Source organism: Nocardia nepalensis (assembly GCF_048910785.1).
Taxonomy (GTDB): domain Bacteria; phylum Actinomycetota; class Actinomycetes; order Mycobacteriales; family Mycobacteriaceae; genus Nocardia; species Nocardia nepalensis.
The window spans coordinates 68,541-92,236 of sequence record NZ_JBKBET010000022.1; the positions used below are offsets into that span (position 1 = coordinate 68,541).

At 67.2% G+C, this 23,696-nt stretch carries 22 protein-coding genes; 4 read left to right on the forward strand and 18 right to left on the reverse strand.

All coding sequences use genetic code 11. The annotated features are described in order from the left end of the window. The gene (locus ACHQ4I_RS19105) at positions 1 to 1,230 is read right to left on the reverse strand and encodes an MFS transporter (protein ID WP_420773360.1); all 1,230 of its coding nucleotides are present in this window, start codon (positions 1,228 to 1,230) and stop codon (positions 1 to 3) included. Between the two features lie 79 nt (positions 1,231 to 1,309). Between ACHQ4I_RS19105 and ACHQ4I_RS19110 the strand changes: the two genes are divergently transcribed. Continuing rightward, positions 1,310 to 1,639: an ArsR/SmtB family transcription factor gene (locus ACHQ4I_RS19110; RefSeq protein WP_420773150.1), complete on the forward strand. Its 330-nt coding sequence runs from the start codon at positions 1,310 to 1,312 to the stop codon at positions 1,637 to 1,639. Here the strand turns inward: ACHQ4I_RS19110 and ACHQ4I_RS19115 are convergent, their stop codons facing one another. The 5 genes from ACHQ4I_RS19115 to ACHQ4I_RS19135 form a co-directional block, all read right to left on the reverse strand. Then, complete coding sequence (locus ACHQ4I_RS19115) at positions 1,640 to 3,112, reverse strand: tetratricopeptide repeat protein (protein WP_420773151.1); 1,473 nt, start codon at positions 3,110 to 3,112, stop codon at positions 1,640 to 1,642. Positions 3,113 to 3,177: 65 nt separating this feature from the next. Further along, the gene (locus tag ACHQ4I_RS19120; protein ID WP_420773152.1) at positions 3,178 to 4,488 is read right to left on the reverse strand and encodes a M16 family metallopeptidase; all 1,311 of its coding nucleotides are present in this window, start codon (positions 4,486 to 4,488) and stop codon (positions 3,178 to 3,180) included. Positions 4,489 to 4,568: 80 nt separating this feature from the next. Next, a complete protein-coding gene (locus ACHQ4I_RS19125; RefSeq protein ID WP_420773153.1) occupies positions 4,569 to 6,842 on the reverse strand; it encodes a polyribonucleotide nucleotidyltransferase in 2,274 nt (757 codons plus the stop codon). Positions 6,843 to 7,241: 399 nt separating this feature from the next. Continuing rightward, positions 7,242 to 7,511: a 30S ribosomal protein S15 gene (rpsO, locus tag ACHQ4I_RS19130; RefSeq protein ID WP_062991119.1), complete on the reverse strand. Its 270-nt coding sequence runs from the start codon at positions 7,509 to 7,511 to the stop codon at positions 7,242 to 7,244. A 126-nt stretch (positions 7,512 to 7,637) separates the two neighbouring features. Beyond that, on the reverse strand, positions 7,638 to 8,606 hold the full coding sequence (locus ACHQ4I_RS19135) for a bifunctional riboflavin kinase/FAD synthetase (RefSeq protein WP_420773154.1): 969 nt from the start codon (positions 8,604 to 8,606) through the stop codon (positions 7,638 to 7,640). Between the two features lie 135 nt (positions 8,607 to 8,741). Here ACHQ4I_RS19135 and ACHQ4I_RS19140 point away from each other — a divergent pair, with 135 nt between their 5' ends. Next, positions 8,742 to 9,518 carry a metal-dependent transcriptional regulator gene (locus ACHQ4I_RS19140; protein ID WP_420773155.1) on the forward strand — a complete coding sequence of 259 codons (777 nt, stop codon included), beginning with the start codon at positions 8,742 to 8,744 and terminating at the stop codon, positions 9,516 to 9,518. Positions 9,519 to 9,604: 86 nt separating this feature from the next. On the opposite strand, the gene ACHQ4I_RS19145 is transcribed toward ACHQ4I_RS19140, so the two are convergent. Beyond that, positions 9,605 to 10,018: a DUF4345 domain-containing protein gene (locus ACHQ4I_RS19145; RefSeq protein WP_420773156.1), complete on the reverse strand. Its 414-nt coding sequence runs from the start codon at positions 10,016 to 10,018 to the stop codon at positions 9,605 to 9,607. Positions 10,019 to 10,104: 86 nt separating this feature from the next. On the opposite strand from ACHQ4I_RS19145, the gene ACHQ4I_RS19150 reads away from it, so the two are divergent. Beyond that, positions 10,105 to 10,707 carry a TetR/AcrR family transcriptional regulator gene (locus ACHQ4I_RS19150; protein ID WP_420773157.1) on the forward strand — a complete coding sequence of 201 codons (603 nt, stop codon included), beginning with the start codon at positions 10,105 to 10,107 and terminating at the stop codon, positions 10,705 to 10,707. On the opposite strand, the gene truB is transcribed toward ACHQ4I_RS19150, so the two are convergent. The 7 genes from truB to ACHQ4I_RS19185 all read right to left on the reverse strand — a co-directional run bounded on the left by truB (position 10,679) and on the right by ACHQ4I_RS19185 (position 19,592). After that, entirely contained in the window at positions 10,679 to 11,581 is a 903-nt protein-coding gene (truB, locus tag ACHQ4I_RS19155) for a tRNA pseudouridine(55) synthase TruB (RefSeq protein ID WP_420773158.1), read from the reverse strand. The two genes, ACHQ4I_RS19150 and truB, sit on opposite strands and share 29 nt — an antisense overlap. Beyond that, entirely contained in the window at positions 11,581 to 12,252 is a 672-nt protein-coding gene (npt, locus tag ACHQ4I_RS19160; protein ID WP_420773361.1) for a 4'-phosphopantetheinyl transferase Npt, read from the reverse strand. Before npt ends, truB begins: the two co-directional genes overlap by 1 nt. 171 nt (positions 12,253 to 12,423) lie before the next feature. Continuing rightward, positions 12,424 to 13,380, reverse strand: coding sequence for a metallophosphoesterase family protein (locus ACHQ4I_RS19165; protein ID WP_420773159.1), 957 nt, complete (start codon positions 13,378 to 13,380; stop codon positions 12,424 to 12,426). Positions 13,381 to 13,460: 80 nt separating this feature from the next. Next, positions 13,461 to 14,495: a TIGR03943 family putative permease subunit gene (locus tag ACHQ4I_RS19170; protein WP_420773160.1), complete on the reverse strand. Its 1,035-nt coding sequence runs from the start codon at positions 14,493 to 14,495 to the stop codon at positions 13,461 to 13,463. Continuing rightward, positions 14,492 to 15,496, reverse strand: coding sequence for a permease (locus ACHQ4I_RS19175; protein WP_420773161.1), 1,005 nt, complete (start codon positions 15,494 to 15,496; stop codon positions 14,492 to 14,494). The genes ACHQ4I_RS19170 and ACHQ4I_RS19175 overlap by 4 nt, the downstream gene beginning before the upstream one ends. Before the next feature lie 316 nt (positions 15,497 to 15,812). Continuing rightward, entirely contained in the window at positions 15,813 to 17,906 is a 2,094-nt protein-coding gene (locus ACHQ4I_RS19180) for a SaeA-related protein (protein WP_420773162.1), read from the reverse strand. A gap of 3 nt (positions 17,907 to 17,909) precedes the next feature. Beyond that, positions 17,910 to 19,592 carry an Hsp70 family protein gene (locus ACHQ4I_RS19185; protein ID WP_420773163.1) on the reverse strand — a complete coding sequence of 561 codons (1,683 nt, stop codon included), beginning with the start codon at positions 19,590 to 19,592 and terminating at the stop codon, positions 17,910 to 17,912. Between the two features lie 112 nt (positions 19,593 to 19,704). On the opposite strand from ACHQ4I_RS19185, the gene grpE reads away from it, so the two are divergent. Next, entirely contained in the window at positions 19,705 to 20,229 is a 525-nt protein-coding gene (gene grpE / locus ACHQ4I_RS19190; RefSeq protein ID WP_420773164.1) for a nucleotide exchange factor GrpE, read from the forward strand. A gap of 7 nt (positions 20,230 to 20,236) precedes the next feature. On the opposite strand, the gene ACHQ4I_RS19195 is transcribed toward grpE, so the two are convergent. The 4 genes from ACHQ4I_RS19195 to ACHQ4I_RS19210 all read right to left on the reverse strand — a co-directional run bounded on the left by ACHQ4I_RS19195 (position 20,237) and on the right by ACHQ4I_RS19210 (position 23,676). Beyond that, a complete protein-coding gene (locus ACHQ4I_RS19195; RefSeq protein ID WP_420773362.1) occupies positions 20,237 to 21,613 on the reverse strand; it encodes an MATE family efflux transporter in 1,377 nt (458 codons plus the stop codon). 195 nt (positions 21,614 to 21,808) lie between these two features. Next, positions 21,809 to 22,825: a DHH family phosphoesterase gene (locus ACHQ4I_RS19200; RefSeq protein WP_420773165.1), complete on the reverse strand. Its 1,017-nt coding sequence runs from the start codon at positions 22,823 to 22,825 to the stop codon at positions 21,809 to 21,811. A gap of 13 nt (positions 22,826 to 22,838) precedes the next feature. Then, on the reverse strand, positions 22,839 to 23,282 hold the full coding sequence (gene rbfA, locus ACHQ4I_RS19205) for a 30S ribosome-binding factor RbfA (RefSeq protein ID WP_040693060.1): 444 nt from the start codon (positions 23,280 to 23,282) through the stop codon (positions 22,839 to 22,841). A 103-nt stretch (positions 23,283 to 23,385) separates the two neighbouring features. Next, positions 23,386 to 23,676, reverse strand: coding sequence for a DUF503 domain-containing protein (locus ACHQ4I_RS19210; protein WP_063044509.1), 291 nt, complete (start codon positions 23,674 to 23,676; stop codon positions 23,386 to 23,388). Positions 23,677 to 23,696: the final 20 nt, after the last annotated feature.

The following is a 23,696-nucleotide window of genomic DNA, read 5'->3' on the forward strand; positions in this document are numbered from 1 at the left end:
TCACGCGCTCTGCTGCACCGCTTCCCGATTCCGGCGCAGACCCAGCCCCGCCGCTACCAGGCACGCGAATGCCACCGCACCTACGAACCACGGGAACACCTCGCTCAATCCCCACTCGGTGGCCGCCCATCCGGCCAGGATCGTCGGCAGCGCCATGGCCGTGTAGGCGAGCAGGTAGTACGCCGACATGGTCTCGCCCCGCTTGTGTTGCGGCACAACCTCGGACAGATGCCGCAGCGAACCGCCGAATCCGAGCCCGAAGGTCGCGCCGAGCAGCACCCCGGCCAGCAGCACCACGACCCAATTGCCGGTATGCAGCGCGGGCACGGTGAGCACCAGCGCCACCGCCATGCCGGTATCGCCGCCGATCGCCGCGCGCCGCGCCGGAATTCCGGTCGCGAACAGCTGAGCGGCAGCACCGGCCACCGCCGTCGACGCGACGACGGCGCCACCGAAGACCAGGTTGTGAATGCCCGTCTCGGCCGAAGCCAGCGACGGATAAAGCGACAGCAGCACGCCCAGCACGGACCAGGCCGCCATCACGCCCAGCGCCGAGAACCAGAAGTCACCGCGAATCTCCTGCGGCACAGCGGGTTTCGCGATCCGAATACGACCGGCGACCCGCGCGGTATGCGGTTCGCGCAGCGCGACGACGCCGAGGCCGATGAGCAGGCACACCACGGTGATCACGACATACGGCGTGCGCAGCGGATGCGGCGCGTACTGCGCCAGCACCGCCGATCCCAGAATCGCCACAGCCATACCGACATTGAAGGCGACGCCGCTGAGCTGACCGGATCGCGCACCATGCTTCGGCCGCAGGTCCAGCAGCGCGGCCGCACCGGCCACCACCGTAGAGCCGACCGCCAGCCCGTGCAATGCCCGCGCCACCAACAGCATCGCGACATTATCGGCGAGCAGGAACACCACGAGTCCGACGATCATGGTCGCGAACGCACCGAGCAGCACCGGTTTGCGGCCGATCACATCGGAGATCCGTCCGGACACCAGGACCGCGGCCAGCGCCGCGAACGCGTAGACGGCGAAGACGAAGGTCGTCGTCAGCGGCGAGAAATGCCACTCCTTCTGGTACATGCCGTAGAGCGGTGCGGGCACCCCGGATACGCCGAGCGCCACTCCACTGGCCGCCAGAATCAGCGCGTAGGCCCAGCGCTGAGAGGTCTGCTGGTCGGCCGCCACCGTCATTGTCGCTGCCATCGGAACCCCGATCAGGTAAGTTTGATGATGATCGAACTTATAGAGACGATACAGCCGGTACGATGGTCATCAAACCACTGTGAGGTAGATCATGACCGAAACTAAGGAATCGGCCACCGAGGCGCCGCCGGTGGCCTCGTTACCCGCCGTGCTCGGGGCACTACAGGATCCGGTGCGGCTGGAGATGGTCCGCCGACTGAGCAATGCGGGCACCGCCGTCCGCTGCGGTGCGCTCTACGAGGTGATCAACAAGTCGACCGCCACCCACCACTTCAAGATTCTGCGCGAAGCCGGTGTCATCGAGCGACTGATTATCGACGGCCAGACCTGCCAGCGCCTGCGTGCCGAGGATCTCGACCATGCCCTGCCCGGCCTGTTGCCCTCGATCGTCGACGCCGCCAACCGCGCCCTACAAGCCTGACTACCTAGTCGGTGTGGGCAGCACCGGCGGCGTGAAGTGGAAGGTCGGAACAACTGGCCGCGGCGATTTCGGCATCGTCGGCACCGGAAACCGCTCATCGCTGCAGAACGTCTGCGTCGCCACCTCGTGCACACCCCACCAGACCCCGAGCAATACCAAGGCCATGACCACCAGCACACCGGCGAAGTGCGCGTCGAATATCCGCCAGCCCGATTCCAGCGCCTGCACGAGCAGCACCTCGATCAGTAGGGTCAGCACCACGATGCCCAGGATCGCGACGAAGGCCCCGAACGCTGCCGGCTGACGTGCCCAATGCCGCAGCGCCGCAAGCACTCCGACGAGCAGCAGCCCAGCACCGATGGCGCTGATCACGCTCTTCAGCGCGAAGTCCTCCCCCGCACTCCGATCCGACTCACCGTCGCGCCGCCGGACCCACGCGCCGAACAGCAACAGATGCGCCAGCGCCGCACCCACCACTGCGACCAGCACGCTGGTGTATCCGGCGCGCACTTCCTCGGCCGACCAGTTCGAGCACAACATCAGCGCCCCGATATCGGCGACCAGACCGGAGATCAGCCCGATCGGCAACGCCAGCAACGCTTCGGGACGTCGCAGCAGACGCGTGCGCATGTACCGAGGGGGCAGCTGACGGCGCAACTTCCGGAACACACCGAACCACGCGCCCAGCACGCTCACGAACAGCACCGGCGTCAGCACCCGCATCCCGCCCGACGGGATCCACATCGAGAGCGCCACCACCGCGACCGCCAAGAACCACACCCAGGAGGCCAGCCGAATCAAGGCCCGCCACATGATTTCGGCCAGCAGCCGACGCGCGCTCGCGTGTTCCGGACTCGCCCCGAGTAGCCCGCGCAGTGTCGCGACGGCCTTATCCCTGGTCGCGACGTTCTCGAAGTCCAGCCGCGCCCGCGTCTGCAACAGTTCGGCATGGACCGGATCCTCGGCCAGACCGGCCTCGACGTGACGTCGTGCGGAATCCGAATCATGCAGTCGCCGATAGGTTTCCGCCGCATGCGCATGCGTGCCCGCATGTGCTGGGGCGAGACGGGTCGCCCGTTCCAGCGCGGCACTGGCCTCGGCTCGCGGTTTATCCGACCGCGCCGCATTGGCCACGACCCGAGCCAGCACCAGCAGGGCGGACACATTGTCGGGTGCCAGCCGGGTCGCGAGGCGGGCGTGCCGTTGGGCTTGCTCGCGCATGCCGTAGGCGTCGTAGGCCAACGCGGCCGTCAGATATGCGTCGATGCGGGCCGGATCGGCGGTGATCGCCGCGGTCGCGTAGCGCAATGCATCGTCGGTCCGGTCGAGCCGATAGGCGAGGTCCGCCATGCGTTCGAGCAGCACCGGGTCATCGGGCTGCTGCACCAGCGCCTCGCCGATGATCCGGCGCGCCTCGTCCAGCCGCCCCAGTTCGGCCGCCACCTCGGCGCGACCGAGCGCCCTCCCCGTCATATCCATCTGCCCCCGTTGCGAATTGGTGGCCGGAGCGAATCGCCCCGGCCGCCAATGGATCTACCTCAGCCCTCGACCAATCGCCGCACCGCGGCGGGCAATTCCCGAGTCCGTCGATACGGACCGGCCACCGAAGCCGCGAACGGTCGTGCCAGTAGGGTGCGGGCAATCGCCGAAACCTCTTCGGTGGTGACCGCATCGATGCGGGCCAGCGTCTCCGAGACGCTGCGGTGATTGCCGTAACTCAGTTCGCTGCGACCGATTCGGTTCATCCGCGATGCCGAATCCTCCAGCCCGAGCACCAGTCCGCCGCGCAACGAACCCTTGGCGCGCGCGCATTCCGCGTCGGTGATCCCGTTGGCCGCGATCTCTTCCAGCACGCCGCGCGCCAATGTCGCCACCTTGCCGAGGTTTTCCGGCTGGCAGCCGATGTATACCGAGAACGCACCGGTATCGGCGAAGGTGTCCACGCTGGAGTACACCGAGTACGCCAACCCGCGTTCCTCCCGAATGCGTTGGAACAGACGCGAACTCAGACCGCCGCCGACAACGGTATTGAGCACCGACAGCGGCCAGCGCCGCTCCCCCTCGTGCCGCCCGAAGGCGCGCACACCGAAGGCCAGGTGCGCCTGTTCGCTGTCGCGGTGGCTCCAGTGCAATTCCGGCGCGCTGTGCGGCCGAAACCGGCCCTCGCGCCGTGGTGCGGGTTCGGCGGATGGATCGAGCCGAGCGGCGAAGGCATGGTGCACCAGCTCCACGGTGTGGTCGTGCTCCACATTGCCCGCGACCGCGACGACCATCCGGTCCGGCCGGTAGCGACGCAGATGGAAGCTGCGCAGCTGCGTGGCATTCATCGCCTCGATGGTTTCGATGGAGCCGATCACCGGACGCCCGATCGGATGATCACCGAAGAGCGCGGACAGGAACGCGTCGCCGACCAGATCCTCCGGATCGTCGTCGCGCATGGCGATCTCCTCGAGCACCACCTGCCGTTCGACATCCACATCCTCGGCCCGGCACAGCCCGTTGAGTACGACATCGGAGACCATATCGACGGCCAGCGGCAGATCCTCGTCGAGCACGTGGGCGTAGTAGCAGGTCTGCTCCTTCGCGGTGAATGCGTTGAGCTCCCCGCCGACCGCGTCCATCGCCTGCGCGATATCCAGCGCCGAGCGCGTCGGAGTCGCCTTGAACAGCAAGTGTTCTAGAAAGTGCGCCGCGCCCGCGACAGTGGGTCCTTCATCGCGCGAGCCGACCCCGACCCATACGCCGATCGATGCCGAGCGCACGCCGGGCACATGTTCGGTGACCACGCGCAGCCCGCCGGGTAGCACGGTGCGCCGCACTCCGGCGTCGGTGCCCCGCATCTGATCCATCCGCAGCTCCAGAGACGAACCCCCCTGCTCGCCGCGGAGCAGAGGGGTTGCCGTCTTCTTCTTCGTCACAGAGACAAGTACTACTCGGTCTCCGCGGTGCCCGCATCAACGATGTCGGTCGCCTCGGGCTCGTCGGCGCTCTCGTCGACCGGAACCAGCGAAATCTTGCCGCGGTTGTCGATATCGGCGATCTCCACGCGCAGCTTGTCGCCGACGTTCACCACGTCCTCGACCTTGGCGACGCGCTTGCCGTTGCCCAGCTTGGAGATGTGCACCAGGCCGTCGCGGCCGGGCAGCAGCGAGACGAACGCGCCGAAGGCAGTGGTCTTGACGACCGTGCCAAGGAAGCGCTCGCCGACCTTCGGCAGCTGCGGGTTCGCGATGGCGTTGATCTGGTCGATCGCCGCCTGCGCCGCGGGGCCGTTGGTCGCACCGACGTAGACGGTGCCGTCATCCTCGATGGAGATGTTGGCGCCGGTCTCCTCGGTGATCTGGTTGATCACCTTGCCCTTCGGGCCGATGACCTCACCGATCTTGTCGACCGGGATCTTGATCGCGGTGACGCGCGGTGCGTACGGGCTCATCTCGTCCGGGGTGGCGATGGCCTCGGCCATGACCTCCAGGATGGTGGTGCGTGCGTCGTGCGCCTGGCTCAGCGCACCGGCCAGCACCTGCGAGGGGATGCCGTCCAGCTTGGTGTCCAGCTGCAGCGCGGTGACGAAGTCCGGGGTGCCCGCGACCTTGAAGTCCATGTCGCCGAAGGCATCCTCGGCGCCGAGGATGTCGGTCAGCGCGACGTAGCGGACCTCTTCCTCGCCGTTGTCGTTCTTGATGGTGTCCGACACCAGGCCCATGGCGATACCGGCGACCGGCGCCTTCAGCGGCACACCGGCGTTCAGCAGCGACAGGGTCGAGGCACAGACCGAACCCATCGAGGTGGAACCGTTGGAGCCCAGCGCTTCCGACACCTGACGGATGGCGTAGGGGAACTCCTCCTGGCTCGGGAGAACCGGGATGAGGGCCCGCTCGGCCAGCGCGCCGTGGCCGATCTCGCGACGCTTCGGCGAACCGACGCGACCGGTCTCGCCGGTGGAGAACGGCGGGAAGTTGTAGTGGTGCATGTAGCGCTTGGAGGTCTCCGGGCCGAGCGAGTCGACCTGCTGGGCCATCTTCACCATGTCGAGGGTGGTGACGCCCATGATCTGGGTCTCGCCACGCTCGAACAGCGCCGAACCGTGGGCGCGCGGGATCACGGCGACCTCGGCGGACAGGGCACGGATATCGGCCAGACCGCGACCGTCGATGCGGAAGCCGTCGGACAGAATGCGCTGGCGCACCAGCTTCTTGGTGACCGAGCGGAAGGCCGCGCCCAGTTCCTTCTCGCGACCGGCGAAGTCGTCGGCCAGCCGGTCCAGCACGGCGAGCTTGATCTCGTCGATCTTCGCCTCGCGCTCCTGCTTGTCCGCGATCGACAGCGCCTCGCCCAGCTCACGCTTGGCGGTGCCCTCGACGGCCTCGTAGACATCGGCCTCGTACGGCGGGAAGAGCGGGAACTCCTCGGTCGGCTTGGACGCCAGCGAGGCCAGATCCTGCTGCGCCTTGCACAGGCGGGCGATGAACGGCTTGGCGGCCTCGAGGCCCTGCGCCACCACGGCCTCGGTCGGCGCCTGCGCGCCGCCCTCGACCAGTTCGATGACCTTCTCGGTGGCCTCGGCCTCGACCATCATGATGGCCACGTCACCGGATTCGACGACCCGGCCCGCGACGACCATGTCGAAGACCGCGCCCTCGAGCTGCTCGACGGTCGGGAACGCCACCCACTGGCCGTCGATCAGCGCGACGCGCACGCCGCCGACCGGGCCGGAGAACGGCAGGCCCGCGATCTGGGTGGATGCGGACGCGGCGTTGATGGCCACGACGTCGTACAGATCGTTCGGATCCAGGCTCAGCACGGTGACCACGACCTGGATCTCGTTGCGCAGGCCATCGACGAAGGACGGACGCAGCGGACGGTCGATCAGGCGGCAGGTCAGGATCGCGTCGGTGGAGGGGCGGCCCTCGCGGCGGAAGAACGAACCCGGGATGCGACCCGCGGCGTACATGCGCTCTTCGACATCGACCGTCAGCGGGAAGAAGTCGAACTGATCCTTGGGGTGCTTGCCCGCGGTGGTGGCGGACAGCAGCATGGTCTCGTCGTCCAGGTAGGCGACGACAGATCCGGCGGCCTGGCGGGCCAGACGGCCGGTCTCGAAGCGTACGGTGCGGGTTCCGTAGGTGCCGTTATCGATCAGCGCGACGGATTCGAATACACCGGGTTCGACCTCGATGGCCGAAGATGTAGTTGTCTCGGACATTTCTCTGTTCTCAACCTCTCGTCTTCGCTGGATCGAGCGCCATCTCGGCGCGATCCAGCTGTCGTCAGCCGTACCGGATACGGACGCGCGGCAACCCTCCTGGCTGCGACGCGCACACCCGGCCGGATCCCCTTGGAAACGGCGACGCGGAGGCGGTCATCGATCGAAGCCCGCCGGCGACTGCTCGCCTGCCGGGAGGCCACTACCGAAGACCGACGCCACGCGGGCGGGTGCATACGGCTGTGCAATGTTGTCGTGCAAACGGGGCCGACCATCTCGAGCGACCTGGAAGCAGTCGCTACGGCCATACCCCTCATACACAAATAGCCAACGGGGAGATTGTACTTCTCCCCGTTGGCCGGTCTGTCCACTACCCGAGGTAGCCGGTGTGTCGAGCGATCAGCGACGCAGACCCAGGCGCTCGATCAGCGAACGGTAACGCTGGATGTCCTTGTCGGCGAGGTACTTCGACAGCCGCTTGCGACGACCGATCAGCGCCATCAGGCCGTGGCGGGTGTGGTGGTCGTGCTTGTGCTTCTTCAGGTGCTCGGTGATGTCGGCGATCCGCTTGGACAGCAGCGCGATCTGCGCCTCCGGGGAACCGGTGTCCTTCTCGTGCAGGCCGTACTCGGCCAGAATCGCCGACTTCTGCTCGGTGGTCAGTGCCATGGGGCATCCACTCCTATTTCTCAGTTCCGCGCTCGAGGTTTCCGGTTACCCGGCCGGGTGCCGCCGCGGACCGCAGCAAACCCGAGGATCCACCCTACCCGACGCCAGCGCGCCCACCGAATCCGGTCAGGAGTCGGCGGCGGTGAGGACCTTGCGGGCGTTGTCCACGTCGCGGGCCATGGCCTCGAGGAGTTCGGCGATGGAGTCGAACTTGCGCATCCCGCGCAGGTGCTCGACGAAATCCACCGCGACGTGCTGGCCGTAGAGGTCGGCTTCCTCGTCGAGGACATAGGCCTCGACGGTGCGGGCGCGCCCGGAGAAGGTGGGGTTGGTGCCGATCGAGATCGCGGCCATGGCCCGCTCCCCCGGCGTCACGGTGCCGATACTCGGGCCGGGACCCAGCACGGTGAACCAGCCCGCGTACACCCCGTCGGCGGGGATGGCGGCGTACATCGGCGGCGCGATATTCGCGGTCGGGAAGCCGAGTTCGCGGCCGCGGCCGTCACCGTGCACGACCACGCCCTCGACGCGATGCGGACGACCCAGCGCCTCGGCGGCCGCAGCCATATCGCCCGCGTCGACGCAGGCCCGGATGTAGGTGGAGGAGAAGGTGACCGCGTGCTCGCCGAGCAGCTTCACACCGTCGACCTCGAAGCCGAAACGCTCACCCAGTTCGCGCATGGTGTCGATGGTGCCGGTGGCCTTCTTGCCGAAGGTGAAGTTGTCACCCACCACGACCTCGGCCACATGCAGCCGCTCGACCAGCAGATCGTGCACGTAGCGCGCCGGGGTCAGCTTCATGAATTCTTGGGTGAAAGGCATCACGCAGAACACGTCTACGCCGAGTTCCTCGGCCAATTCCGCACGCCGGGTCAGGGTGGTCAGCTGCGCCGGATGCGAACCCGGGCGCACCACTTCCATCGGGTGCGGGTCGAAGGTCATCAGCACTGCCGGAACACCCCGCGCGGCAGCGGACTTCACGGCCCTGCTGATCAGCTGCGCGTGGCCGCGATGCACACCGTCGAATACGCCGATCGTGAGCACGCACCGCCCCCAGTCCGCGGGTACGTCGTCGAGACTTCGCCATCTCTGCACAGTCCGCAGCCTACGCAAAACCGGTCGCGAACAGTATTCGGAGGTGCCGATCCGCACTCGGGTCCACGCCGTGTGTGTACGCACGGTGAATCGCCGGGTTCAGCCGAGTGGCGTGATGTGTGAATCGAGTGCCGAATGCATAAGCTCGAACATGTGCCCGGTAAACGAGACATCGCAACCCGACGCGAGCTGGCCGACACCGCAGCGCAGCCGACCGAGACCACAGGCCCCCACGGCAGCACCGCGACAATCGCGCCGGAGCTCACCTCGGTCGCCCAGGACTATTTGAAAGTGATCTGGACCGCTCAGGAGTGGTCGCAGGAAAAGGTATCGACGAAGCTGCTCGCCGAACGGATCGGCGTCTCGGCCTCCACCGTCTCCGAGGCGGTTCGCAAGCTGGCCGATCAAGGCCTCGTCGAACACGCTCGGTATGGGTCGATCACCCTGACCGAGCACGGCCGCCGCGCCGCCGTCGCCATGGTGCGTCGGCATCGGCTGATCGAGACCTTCCTCGTCAACGAACTCGGCTACGGCTGGGATGAGGTGCACGATGAGGCCGAGGTGCTCGAACATGCGGTCTCCGAACTGCTGATGGCGCGCATCGACGCGAAACTCGGCTATCCGGACCGGGATCCGCACGGTGATCCCATTCCGTCGGTCGACGGCGCGGTGCCCACCCCACCGGCCCGGCAGCTCAGCGACTTCCGCGCGGGCGAATCCGGCCATGTCGCACGGATTTCCGATGCGGATCCGGATATGTTGCGCTACTTCGATTCGGTCGGCATCGCTCTCGATACGCCGATCGGCGTGGTGGAACGGCGAGATTTCGCGGGCACCATCGCGATTCGCATCGCCGACCGGACGATCGATCTCGGCAGCCCTGCGGCCGAAGCCATCTGGCTCAGCGACTGATCCGGCGGCGAATCGCCTTGCCAGCGAACGACGCCGCGGGCGATCGGATCAACCAACGTCCGGTACGGGTCGCGGCCGGACCCTGGTCAGCCCGCGGCGGAGACGCGCTCGGCGCCGAACGTGGCGCGCTTCTCGTCGGCCGTCGCGAGCCAGTAGAAGATCGGCGGCAGCGCGAATTCTATTGCGGTCAGCACGATTTGGAACCAGTGCGGCCAGCCGTAGACGGCGACGGAGATCAAGCGGGCGACGCCGCCGAGTAGGAAGATTCCGGCGAGCCAGCGCACTGCCGGTGCCGAGATCGGGACTTGTCGGGCGGCCCAGATCCAGGCGGCGCCGTAGCCGATGAAGATGCCGCCGAAGAAGCGGGTCTGGCTGTCGGCGGTGACGCCGGAGGAGCCCATATCCGGGATGCCGTCGATACCGGCGGCCATATGGAATATGCCGATACCCACGATGACTACACCCATCGCCATGGACAGCCATTTGAGTGCCGCGGTCATGAATTCCTCCCTTCACTAGTAGACGTTTGTCTACTAAGCTCGACCCTACGACGCTTAGTAGACAAACGTCAACTAATATGCCAAGGGTGACCCGCCGCCGCCTCGCCCCCGACGAACGCCGCCGCCTCCTATTGGACGCGGGCGCGAAACTGTTCGCCGAACGCGCCTATGACGCGGTGCTGATGGAGGATGTCGCCGCGGCGGCGGGCGTTTCCAGGGCGCTGCTGTACCGCCACTTCCCGACCAAACGCGACCTCTTCGCCGGCGTCTACCAACTGGCCGCGGATCATCTGCTGGTCGCCACGAAACTCGACACCGAAACCCCGCTGCCCGAGCAGCTCGCGGCCGGACTCGACGAGCACTTCGACTATTTCGAGGCCAATGCCAATACGGTGGTCGCCGCCAATCGCCTGCTCGCGGGCGATCCGACCATCCAGGCGATCATCTCGGGCGAACTCGGCGAACTACGCCTGCGCCTGCTCGATGTGATGGGGGTCCAAGGCCACGTCCGCGAGCTCACCTCATCGATCCTGATGAGCTGGCTGACCTTCGTCCGCGTCCTGTCGGTCGACTGGCTGGAAAATCGCACCTGCACCCGCACCGAACTACGCGATATCTGTGTCGGCGCACTGCTCGGCGCGCTGGAACCGATTGGCGCGGCTAAAGATTCGACGGACGCACGACCATGACCGAGGCCGCGCGCTTACCGCTCTCCTGCAATAACGCGATCGCACGGCCGGACGGGTCGATGGCGGCGTGCACGCCGGATATGCCGACCGGCTCGAGCCAGCGGCCGTTGCGCAGATCCTCGGCCTGCTTCTCGTCGATATCGCGGCGCGGGAAGGCGGTCCGGATGGCGTCGTCGATATCCAAACTCAGCAGCGAGTCATCGGATTCGGACGCCGCGGCCAATTCGTCCAGGGTCCTGGCGTGTTCGAGGGTGAACGGCCCGACCCTGGTGCGGCGCAACGCGGTCAGATGCCCGCCGACGCCCAGCTCGGCGCCGAGATCGCGCGCGAGCGCGCGAATGTAGGTGCCGGACGAGCATTCGACGACCACCTCGAGGTCGACGAACTCCGAAATGTTCTGGCAGGCCAGGATATCGAAGCGTGAGACGGTGACGGGGCGAGCGGCGAGCTGCACCTCCTCACCGGCCCGGTGGCGGGCGTAGGCGCGTTCACCGTTCACCTTGATGGCGCTGACGGTGGCCGGTACCTGCTCGATATCACCGGTCAATTTCGCGATGTGCGCCGCGATTTCGGCATCGGTGAGATGGATCGCCGACGTGGTCGAGAGCACCTCGCCCTCGGCGTCGTCGGTGGTGGTGGCCTGGCCGAGCCGGATGGTCGCGGTATAGGCCTTGGTGGTCAGCGTGAGCAGGCCGAGCAGTTTGGTGGCGCGCTCGACGCCGAGCACCAGCACACCGGTGGCCATCGGGTCGAGCGTCCCGGCGTGCCCGACCTTCCTGGTGCGCAAAAGCTTCCGGCATTTCGCGACGACGTCGTGGCTGGTCCAGCCGCCGTCCTTGTCGACGATCAGCAGACCGCCAAGCGCGTCGGCCATCAGCCGTGCACGATCGCGGTCAGGATGAGCCCGTCGCCGATCATCCAGCGGCCGTCGAACGAAATCAGTGGCGCGCCACCGTCATTGACCTGCCCCGGCACCAGGATCCGACTGTGGAACGTGCCGGAGCCCGCACCGTCGGAGCTCTCATCGATGGTGAAGGTGATGTGGGCATCCTCGAAGCCGAGCCAGCGCGCGGTCAATGGCCACCACGCCTTGTAGGTGGCTTCCTTCGCGCAGAACAGCAATCGGTCCAGGTGCAGGCCGGAGCCGTCGACGCTGGTCAACCAGTCCCGTTCGGGTTGCAGGCTCACCGAGTCGAGCACGCCCTCGGGCAGGGTGCCGTGTGGTTCGGCGTCGATACCGATCGAGCGGAACCGCAGCTTGTGGGCCAATGCCGCCGCACGGTATCCGTCACAGTGCGTCAGGCTGCCGACGATCCCGCGCGGCCACACCGGCGCACCCCGCTCGCCCTTGCCGATCGCGACCGGGGGTTCACCGAGCTCCTGCAGAGCCAGCCGGGCGCAGTGCCGAGCACCGATGAAGTCGCGGCGACGCTTCTCCACCGACTTCTCGATGAGATGCGCCTCCGCCGGATGCGGCTGCAAATCCTCCGGGTACGCCAACAGTTCCGCCGAAGCGACACCCGCGGGAAGAATTTTCTCGATCAGCTCGTCCGCCTCCCCGCGCCTTTAGGCCAGACTCGCGTGCCACGCAAGCGGCGTTGGCGTCCGGCGGTCAGAGGGCAGGTGAGTTTGCCCGTACCCGACGAGTTACCCATGTACATACCAAATCAGTAGTTGCGCCACGAATCAAATTGCCGCTGCGACGCCGGACACGGCTCAGACGCCGCGGCGGCGCTCGGCTTTTGCGCGCATCTCGGCCGCTGCGGCCTCCATCTCGGGGGTGACCTTGAAGTGACCGCCCCATTTGTTGAGCGAGCCCGGCGGGTAGTCCGGAGTCGGCAGGATTTGGCGGAGCAGACGGTCCGGGAGACCGCGCTTCTGCCATTCGCGCGGATAGCCGAGCGACACCTCTTCGAAGCGGACTCCGTCGTAGTAGGAGGTGCGCGGGATGTGCAGGTGGCCGTAGACCGAGCAGACCACGTTGTAGCTGGTGTGCCAGTCGGCGGTGAGGTCGGTGCCGCACCAGAGCGCGAACTCCGGGTACCACAGCACCTCGGTGGGCTGGCGGACCAGCGGGAAGTGGTTGATCAGTACGACCGGCGTCTCGGGGGCCAGCGCGTCCAGCTTCCGCTTGGTCACCTGGACCCGTGCATGGCACCAGGCGTCACGCGTCAGATACGGATCCGGTGAGAGCAGGAACTCGTCGGTGGCCACCACATTGCGCTCGCGCGCCAGGGCCAGTCCCTCGGCCTTGGTCTTGGTGCCCTTGGGCAGGAACGAGTAGTCGTACAGCAGGAACATCGGGACCAACGTCACCCGCCCGCCGTACGGCTCCGAACCCGCGCCCGTCCACACCGGGAACGGATCCTCGGGTGTGATCACGTCGAGGTCCCGGCAGATCGACACCAGGTACTCGTAGCGCGCGACGCCGTGCATCTGCACCGGGTCCTTCGCCGTGGTCCACAATTCGTGGTTGCCCGGCACCCAGATCACCTTGGCGAAGCGGCCGCGCAGCAGCTCGAGCGCCCAGCGGATATCGTCGGACTTCTCTGCGACGTCCCCGGCCACGATGAGCCAGTCCTCGGGCGAATCCGCCCGAATCTGCTCGACGACCGGCCGATTCCCCTGGTGCCCGACATGGATGTCGCTCACCGCCATCAACTTGGGTATCACCACACCTACATTGGCACATCCGAGCGGGTTACCGCCGTTCGGCTCGATGATCATCGGCGAGGGCCGATTCGCCGCCGCCGCTACCGGCCGCGTTCGTACGGTCGATCCGGGGCTTCGATCCGCTGATAGTCGCGCACGACGAAGGTGGGTGTGAGATCCGGATCCCGCTGGGCGCTACCGGTTTCGACGACACCGCGCACCTCGAGCCACGCATCGTCCTCGATCACCTCCGGCATCCCGGCCAGATGCACGAGCACGTACCGGGCATCGGCGACACAGCAGGTGATGACCACCCGCGCCAGATCGGCATCGCGGGTGTCCGGATGCTGTTGCTCGAGATCCTTGGGCCGAATGATGAATCCCCTGATGGTGACCTCGCGACCGTCCAGTGAATGGCTGGAGTCCGCCAGCGCCCGATTCACCAGATCCACGATCGGAATCGTCGGTGCGGGCTCCGAAGGCAATGGCGGAAACGCCCACAACTTCGGCTCCGCCACCGGCGCATCGCGCGGGACGACCTGAACGGGTGAACTGGTCACCGCCGCACCAGCACCCAACGCGGGTGGGGCGATCAGCAGAAGTGCGGCGATGGGAGCGAGCAGCAGCCATTGCGCGCGACCGGAGTCGTGCTCATGGATGTGGTCGCCGTGCGCATCACTACCGCCCAGCACATCGCCACGGCCGAGCGCATCGTTGTGGCCATCTGCATCGCCACGACCGAGCGCACCGCCGCGACCGTGAACGTCGGCACGGCCCAATGTGTCACCGCAGCCGAGCACATCACTGTGACCGCGGGTTTCGGCATGGCCGAACTCATCGGCGCTGCCGAGCGCATCGCTGTGACCGGGTGTGTCGGCATGGTCGAATGTATGTCCCCGGCCGAAGTCGTGGTCGTGGTCGTGGTCGTGGTCGTGGTTGTGGTCGTCAGATGCTCTGCCGCGCTTGATATCTCGGACGATCGCCACCAGCGCGAGGAGTACGAAACCGGCGCCGCTGACCAGTAGGAATGGGTACAGGCTCGGTTTCACGTAGCGCAGGTAGCTGCCGTCGAGTGCGATCCACAACACCGCGCCGCCGATGAGTAGCAACAGCAGATTCTGTGTCTCCCGCTTCATCGGGCGCCTCCCAGGAAGACGTAACCGGCGACAGTGCCACAGACTATGGCGACCACGAAGGTCAACGGTGCGAACCGCAGGGCGAACCGCCGTCCGAAACTGCCCGCCTGCATGGCGAACAGCTTCACATCGACCGCGGGGCCGACCACCAGGAACACCAGCCGCGGCAACAGAGGCAGCGTCGACATGCTCGCCGCGACGAACGCGTCGGCCTCCGAGCACAGCGCGAGCACGATCGCCAGTACGGCCATGACCAGGATCGCGATCACCATCTGCCCGGCCAGCCGCTCGTACCAGGCGGGCGGAACCAGTACGTGCAGCGCGGCGGCGGCCGCCGCACCGAGTACGAGAAATGCGCTGGCCTGCAACAGATCGTGGCGCGCCGCCTCGGTGAAGACCTCCCACCGGGTTCGCCCGCTCACGCAATGGTCGCGACCGGTGCCGCGCGGCAGCAACCAGGCCGGACGCCCGATCCTCGACCAGATCAGTCCCATCACCACCGACGTCGCGAGCGAACCGGTGAACCGCGCGCCAACCATCCCGGGCTCTCCCGGAAACGCCACCGCCGTCGCGATCAACACCACGGGGTTGATCGCGGGCGCCGAGAGCATGAAGGCCAACGCGACCGATCCGGGTGCGCCCTGATCGGTCAGCCGCCGCGCCACCGGCACGACACCGCACTCACATCCGGGCAGCGCCATACCGGCGAGTCCGGCCACGCCGATGGCGGCTGGCTCATTGCGCGGCAACACCTTTCGCAGCACGGCCGGTGAGACGAAGGCCGCGATACCACCGCTGACCAGCACCCCGAGCGCGAGAAACGGCACCGCCTGCACGAAGACACCCGCGAAGATCGTCACCGCGGTCTGCAATCGCGCCGACGCCCCCACCACCCGCACCAGCGGCGCATGCAGGACCAGCCCGAGGACGATCAGCGCCGCGAGCACATACGTCGAGGACACCCGTGTCCGTACCGAATTCACAGTGTTCTGTGCGAGCACGTCCCCATCCTGCCTGGTGCGGTCGGGAAATCCCGTCTGTCGACGATCACGCCGCGTTGCGCGCGCCCCACCGCCGGTATATCGCCGCGTGCGACCGACGGTTGGCGGATTCCGTTGACGCTGCCAGCGCGTCCGCTTGGACGCGAATCAGGCGGATCAACGCACCCTTGATCGGCACACGCCGGACAGCCTTGTCGAGATGCCCACGACCCGGCACAGCAGATTCATGTCGGCACCCGCGGCCTCGGATACCCGCCCGCTCGGTCGGCTGGCAACGCACTCGACGACTTCGGCACCCGACTGCTCGGCTTCTCGGCTACCCGGACCAGCGGATTCTCGCAGTCGGTGCGAAACCCACCGCGACAGTGAGTTTCCCGTTCGGTTCGCGACGACAGGATGCGATGGCGATGTGGCAGGGCCGCGGGATGTCGGGCGGTATTCGGACGCCGCCGTCGATTTCGTAGCGCATATTGGTGACCTTCCAGGCGCGGGCCTGGGGATCGTCCGGGGTGATCGGCGGTTGGTCGGGACGCACGACGGCCATGACCTCGGTGACTCCCATGGGCCAGGTGAAGACCAGCATGCCCGCCTGTTCGGCGAGTTCGCTGACGGCCGGAATGCCGCTCGGCACCGGATCATCTGGTGGCGATTGCGCCTGTCCGCCTCGGGGTTTCGGGGCCGGGCCGGTATCGGATCTGGTGATCTCGGAGTATCTGCCCGCGGCAGCGGCGGCCACCGCATACACCGGCTGCCCGACGGCGGGCGCGCCACCATCCTCGAGTTCGGTCGCCTGCGTGCGGCCGACAACCCGCCATGAACCGTCCGGCTGCAACCTGGTCACCCGGTAGTCGACGTTATTCGTCGACGATGGCGTCCACGCCACGAGCACCGACCCATTCGCCAGCCGAGTGGCATCGACCCGCTGCGGAGCCTGCACCGGCGTCTCCGCGAGCGCGGCGGCCGCACCGGCATGATCGGCGCACAAGGCCAGCGCCGCGAGCAACCCACGCATCCGCGCATCGGCGGGCCCGGCTTGTGCCGCGGCGACCAGCCGGTCCGCTTCGGCGATCGCCTGGCTGGCTTCGGCGAGCAACTGGTCGATAGTCGGCGCTCGATTCGGTGGCAGCAGATCGGATGCGGTGCGCCGCAGCTGCTCCAGGCGTGGAAGCGCCTCGGCGTACCGGTTGGCCGCGCAAGCGGTCGTCGCATCGCGCCAGAGACCTTCCGCCGCGGTCAATATCCGATCCACCTCGTCGGATACCGAACGAATCGGTGTGAGTCCCGCCCCATCGGAGCCGAGAAGTCTGCGCGCCTCCTCGACATGGCGCGCGGCTTCCCGTGGGCGACCCCCGCGCAGCGCCGCCCGAGCGGCCTTCAGCGGCGCTTCCCAGAGTCTGGCAGCCGCCGGTCCCTGATGAGTCGGCGTCGCGTGTGGCGAATTCTCGATTCGCGCACCGAGTTCCGTGGCGATCTCGGTGAGCACCCGGGTGGCGTCGGCCCGATCCAGCCCCAACCGCATCGCCTCGTCGAGTAGATACCGGAAGTCATCGCCGACGAGTTCGTCCTCGACCAGCACCGCCGCCCTGACCTTCGGCCGCAGTTCCTTGGCGACATCCTCGGCCACCGCGCGCAGATACTCCCGCAGCGTCGACTCGCCGGACTCGAGCACATCGTGGATGTGAATGAGCAACTCGTCCAACACCACTCGGATCCGCCCCGGCGGCAGCTCACGCGACCGCGCGCGCAATGCCTCGGCGCGCAGCCGAATCTCCTGGGACCGACCGGCCTCCGACGGATCGACGCGCAACAGCGCGAACAGCGTCGGCGTCGGATCGCCGTCGATCAGCCGTTCCCATTCGCTGAGCAACTGCCGAATCTGTTGTCTGCGTTGGTCGGTGAGCACGGCCGCGGGCGTGGGCTCGTCATCGATGACCCGATGTCTGCGCAGCCTGATCGCGACCTCGGCGGCGCTCAGCCCGCCCATCGCGCCGATCTCCTCGAGTCCCGGAATCTTCCCGGCCGGAACCCCGCCGTGCCGCTGCACCAATCGCGATATCGCCGCGTCGAGAATCTCGTAGCGATCCGCATCCCGCCGCGCGCGTACTTCGCGGACCCGCGCGGTCTCCTCGCGCCGCACCGCCGAATCCAGCAGCAGGCGCGACAACGTGGGGTGGGCATCGACCAGCAGCCCTACCAGCACACGATATTTCGGATGGTCGCGCTGTCGCTGCCAGAAACCCCAGACCTCCTCGACCCGCGCGGCGACTTCGGCATCGCTCAGCGACTCGGCCTCGTCCAGCGGAATGTCGTAGAGCTCGAACGGATCCGACTCCTCGATCCCGCCGCGGCGCTCGACATCGGCAAGCACCCGCTTGCGATAGTCGTTCGGGTTGAACGCCTGCATGGCCATGGCTCAGCCGTCGCGACGGCGGGTGCGCTGGACCTGATCCAGTTCGCGCGCCACATCCGCTTGCGAGAGGGTCGCGCCGGTCTGCGCGGTCAGGGTCAGCGGGATATCGGCGTCGACGTGGTGGCAGGTGACGCGCAGGACGCCGTCGAAGCCCATCTCGAAGGTGACCCGCACCTCGCTGCCCTCGGGATAGCCCGCGGGGATGCCGCGAATGCGCCCCTCCACCAGCACCTTCGTATCCTCGGGCCGCACCGACGCCGCCTGGCCCTGCTGTTCGACGATGGTCAGGGCGATCTCGTCTTGGTCCGCGCGCACGGTGCCGAAGGACCGGCGCACCTTCACCGGCAGGGTCGAGTTGCGGTGGACCAGCCAGGTCGCCGCCAGCCCGTACTGGTAGTCGAGCGCGAGCACACCGAAGCCGCGCGAAACAACGGTATCGACCTGGATTTCGAGCATTCGGCGCACCAATCCGACCGGTTGGCCGAAGGATGCGGCGACTCGTGCGACCGATTGGTCCAGATCGGCGGGTGCGGCATCGTGGATATCCGCGCCGTCGCGCAGTCGGCCGCGCGTGGTGAGGTCCGCGAGGATCAGGCGTTCCATTTCGAGCTTCTCGCCGTAGAGCGCCGCGCCGCGCGCCACCGATAGGTCGGGATCACGCAGCTCGCCCGTGAGGCCGAGTTCCTTGCGAAGTTCGCGCTCCACCATCGGCATTCGCGACGAGCCGCCGACCAGCAGTAATCGGTCGACGGAGGTGACGCCGCGCTTACTCGCCGCGGTCAGGCAGTCGCGGGTGAGGTCGATGGTGCGGCGCATCAGCGAGGACGTCATCGCGTCGACTTCGTCGCGCGTCAGCGGGATCACGGCTCGGGCACCGTCATGTGCGATGACCACATCGGTGCGGTCGGCGTCGGTCAACTCGCGTTTGGCGCGCTCGGCGGCGAGCACCAGCATCTGCGATCCCGCCGAATCATCCAGTGGGTCCTCGGCATCCGGATTCGCTTCGCAGAACTTCTGCGACAAGTACAGCGCGATGCGCTCGTCCCAATCCGCGCCGCCGAGCTGGTGATCGCCCTCGACCGCGAGCACCGAAATGCGGCGGTCGGCGAGTTCGATGACGGTGGCGTCGAAGGTGCCGCCGCCCAGGTCGTAGACGAGCACCGTCTCGCGCGGTCCCCGCTTGCCAACATCCACACTGCCGTCGAGCCTGCCGAAACCATAGGAGAGCGCGGCGGCGATCGGCTCGGACAACACACCGGCGACATCGAAGCCCGCATAGGTGCCCGCCTGGATGGTCGCGCGCCGCTCCTCGTCACCGAAATAGGCGGGAACCGTGATGACCACGCGTTTCACCGGCTCGCCGCCACCGAATTCCGCATCGGAGGCAAGGCTTTTCAAGATCAGCGCCGAAACCGCTGGCGCGGACCAAGTCTGCCCGTGCGCGGCGAAACGCCAATCCGTATCGCCCATCCGCCGCTTCACCAGCGCACACACATGCTCCGGATCGAGACGCGCCTGCCGCCGCGCCCCCTCCCCGACCAAATGGTCGAATGCGGAGGCGAACAAGACAACCGACGGCACAGTCGCCTCGCCGTTCAACCCGATCATTACTTCAGGCCGACCATCAGCGTCGATCCGCGCGATTGCCGAGTTCGTCGTGCCCAGGTCGATCCCGTAGACCCCCATGAGACGCGATGGTAGCAGCCGACTCCGACACCAGCCCAGTTCCTACTCAGCGGATCCCGATGCCGCACAAAACAATCGATGCGCCCCCGAAGACTCGCGTTAAGGTGCGAACATGACCGAGCCCGTCGCGCCGCAGCCCGAGCACCACCTCGACCCGATTGCGCCGCAGGGCAGTACCGCCGCTGCCCTTCTCGCACAGCTAGCGGAGCGCATCGAAGACCTCACCCGAGTGATCGCCCGTCAAGCCACGACGATCGACCGATTGGCCGACGAAGCCAAGGCCCGCGCGCAACGCGACCGCACTGGTGCCGATCTCCCCCTCCTAATCGAACTCTTCGCCCTCCATACTGACACCGCCGCCTGCGCGACCACCGCCGAATCCCCTCGCGAACGAGAAGCCTTCGACGCCATCACCACCCGCATCGAACGCCTCATCGTCGGCCGCGGCGGATCCGTCATCAGCCCCCGTCCGGGCGACACCTTCGACTCACTCCACATGGAGGCGGCCGAAGTGACAACGACCGAAACCCCAGACGCCGACCGCACGGTAGCCACCACAATCCACCCCGGCCTGACCGTATCGGGCCGCTCCGTACGCCCCGCAGCAGTCGTCGTCCGCAGATACCGCACACGCTGACCACGAACTACACGGTGCTGCTCGGGATCTCCTCACCTACTCGGGCCCAGCGGCCTGATTCTGCGCGCCAGAGGACTGCGGCCAGGCGCAGGAGCATGAAGGCAACCAGGCCGGTCCAGATTCCGGCGATGCCCCAGGTGAAGGCGAGGGAGAGCCAGATGGCGGGGAGGAAGCCCAGGAGGGCCGCGGTGAGGGTGGTGTTGCGGAGGTAGGCGGCGTCGCCTGCGCCGAGCAGGACGCCGTCGAGGGCGAAGACGATGCCCGCGATCGGGATGATGGCGACGAAGAACCACCAGGCGACGTGGGTGCGGTCCAGGACGGCGGGATCATCGGTGAACAGCTTGGGGATGACGCCGACGCCTGCGGCGAAAACTGCCGCGAGGACGAGAGCGAACGCGCCCGACCAGCGGGTAATGCGCCGAGCCAGTCCGCGCGCACCCGGTGCGTCGCCGGCGCCGAGCGCGGCGCCGACCAGGGTTTGGGCGGCGATCGCGAGCGAATCCAGGGTCAGGGCAAGGAAATTCCAGAGTTGCAGGACTAGTTGATGGGCGGCCACTGATGCCGCGCCGAATCGGGCGGCGACGGCCGCGGCGGAGACGAAGCTGGCCTGGAACGCGAGGCTGCGGGCGATCAGATCACGACCGAGCACCAGTTGCGCTCGCATCACCGACCAGTGCGGCGCCAGCGAAACACGTTCGCGCACCAGCGCACCCAGGAACAACCCAGCCGTCACGGCCTGACCAGCAGCGTTCGCGACCGCCGAACCCGCCAATTCCAGCCGCGGCGCACCCATCAACCCGTGCACCAGCGTCGGGCACAGCACCCCCGAAACCAGCAGTCCCGCAACAACGAACAGCAGCGGCCTGCGCGTCTGCTGTACCCCGCGCATCCACCCGTTGCCCGCCATCGCGATCAGGATCAATGGCACGCCGAACAACGCGATCCGCACCCAGACCAACGCTTCCCCCGCGATATCCCCACCACCTGCGATCACATTCGTCAGCCAAACCGCAACCGCCTGTCCCACAGCAAGAATCAGCGCACCGGCAAAAATGGCGACCCAAGTCGCCTGCACCCCTTCCCCGATCGCACCGCGCTCATCCCCCGCCCCATGCCGCCGCGCCGCCCGCGCCGTGGTCCCATACGACAGAAACGTCAGCTGCGAACTGACCTGCGCCAGAATCAATCCCCCGACCGCCAGCCCAGCCAACGCCAACGCCCCGAGCCGCCCCACCACCGCGAGATCGAACAGCAGATAGATGGGCTCGGCCACCAGCACACCCAAGGTCGGCAAGGCCAGCCCGAGAATCCGCCGAGGCCCCACCGCGCCAACCGAATCCGACGCGACCCCACCCACCTCCGACGCAGTCACAGACTCCCGCATCCGATCCGCCACCGAATCGACACCCTCCCCCTCAGGGCCGAGCGACGAGCCCAACCGAGTCTCACTCATCAGGCCCCGCCAAGACAGACCCGAAAAAGCAAGTCGCGCTGACCATCTCGCCATCCACCCGGTGACGAGGACTCGCCGACAGTCCGCCCGACATCCCGCACCGTGCCCAGCCAGCGGCCCCCATCCTCACCCCAGTTCAGCCAGCAGCGCCGCAACTATCGACTCCGACGTGCCGGTCGTGGTGTACCCGGCGGCGAACCGATGCCCACCACCGCCCAAAGACGTTGCGACCGTGGCGACATCGACACCGTCCTGCGCACCGGGCGCACTGTCGCGCGAACGCAGCGACACGGTCCACCGATCCGGAATCGTGCGAGATTCCTTGAACACCGCGGCTACTCCGGCCTCGGAGGTGGTGCGGATGATATCGACCACACTCTCCACCTCTTCCGAGCGCACCCCGTCGACATCCTCGCGCCGCACAACGGCGTACACCAGTCCGGCCCCGCCGCCCGCTTGCGGCTCCAACCGCGCGGTACCGAGCACCCGTGACAGCATCGGCAACCAGCCGAACGGATGCGTATCCATCAGCGACCGGGTGATTTCGGCACCGTCGATGCCGGTGGCCAGCAGCCGTTCGGCCAGGTGATGCGTGCCTGGTCGCACCCAGCGGAACGATCCGGTATCGGTAACCAGTCCGGCGTAAAGGCAATGTGCCACTTCGGAATCGATCGGCACCTGCCAGGCATCGAGCACCCGGGCGATCAAACTCGTCGTCGACTCCGCACTCGCATCGATGACATTGATCGTCCCGAACCGGGTATTGGAGCGATGATGATCGAGCACCAAGGTCGTTCGGGCTCCGGCCAATCGATCGGCGAGCACACCGAGCCGACCGGCGCTACCACAGTCCACCGCGACGAGCAGATCCACCTCCGCCGGTACCTCGGCGGGCGGCACCAGATGCTGCACACCCGGCAAGGTCCGCATCGTGGCAGGCAGTTCGGCGGGTTCGGCGAACGACACCCACACCGGGATGCCGCGACGATGCAACACCAACGCCAGGGCCAGCCCACTGCCGATGGTGTCGGCATCGGGCTGCACATGACACAGGATGGTGACCGAGCGGGCCGCATTCAGCGCGGCAACCGCCGGTCCGAGCTCGACCCCCGTGCTACCCGGGTCGGCGGGCATCGTCGTCATCGCCTACCGCACGTCACTCGTCGGATTCGCGTTCGACCTTGTACGGGTCGGCATCACCGGCGTGGGTGGCGGTGGCCGCCACCTTGGCGACCGCGTCATCGGCGGCCCGCGCCCTGGCCAGCAGCTCTTCCATATCCCGCGCGGCGTCGGGCACCTTGTCGAGCACGAACGCCAGCGTTGGAGTGAATTTCACGCCGGTGCCGGCGCCCACCTTGGAACGCAGCACACCCTTCGCCTTCTCCAGGCCCGCGGCCGCGGCCGCGTAATCCGGTTCCACGTCGAGGGTTTCGCCCATCACCGTGTAGTACACCGTCGCCTCACGCAGATCGCCGGTCACCTTCGCATCGGTGACGGTCACGAAATTCAGACGCGGATCCTTCACCTCGTATTCGATCGCGGTCGCCACGATCGCGGAAATCCGCTTGGCGAGTCGGCGTGCCCTGGCTTGATCCACCATGGCTGAACCCTCCTCACTACTGCTGTGTTCATTTTGCGGCGGGACCGCGGCCCTGCGTGGTTACGCAAGCTACCGCCTCCGGGCCCGTCGTTCCCGCCGCGGGTCAGTCTTCGGGTCCGAAGATCCTGCGGCGTACTGCCAGCAACTCTAACTCCGGACGTGCCGCGACGTGCCGTTCACATTTGTCGAGTACCTCGGTCAGATGGTCCATACCGGAACTGACCATGGCGACTCCGAGCAGTGAGCGACGGTAGCGGTCTTGTTCCCCACCCTCGGCGGCACTCACGCCGAAGCGCTGCAATTCGGCCAGCACTGGCCGGATCACCGAACGCTTCTGCTTCAGCGAGTGCACATCTCCCAGCAGGATGTCGAACTCCAGTGCACCCAGGTACACCCAAGCCTCCTGTATCGGCG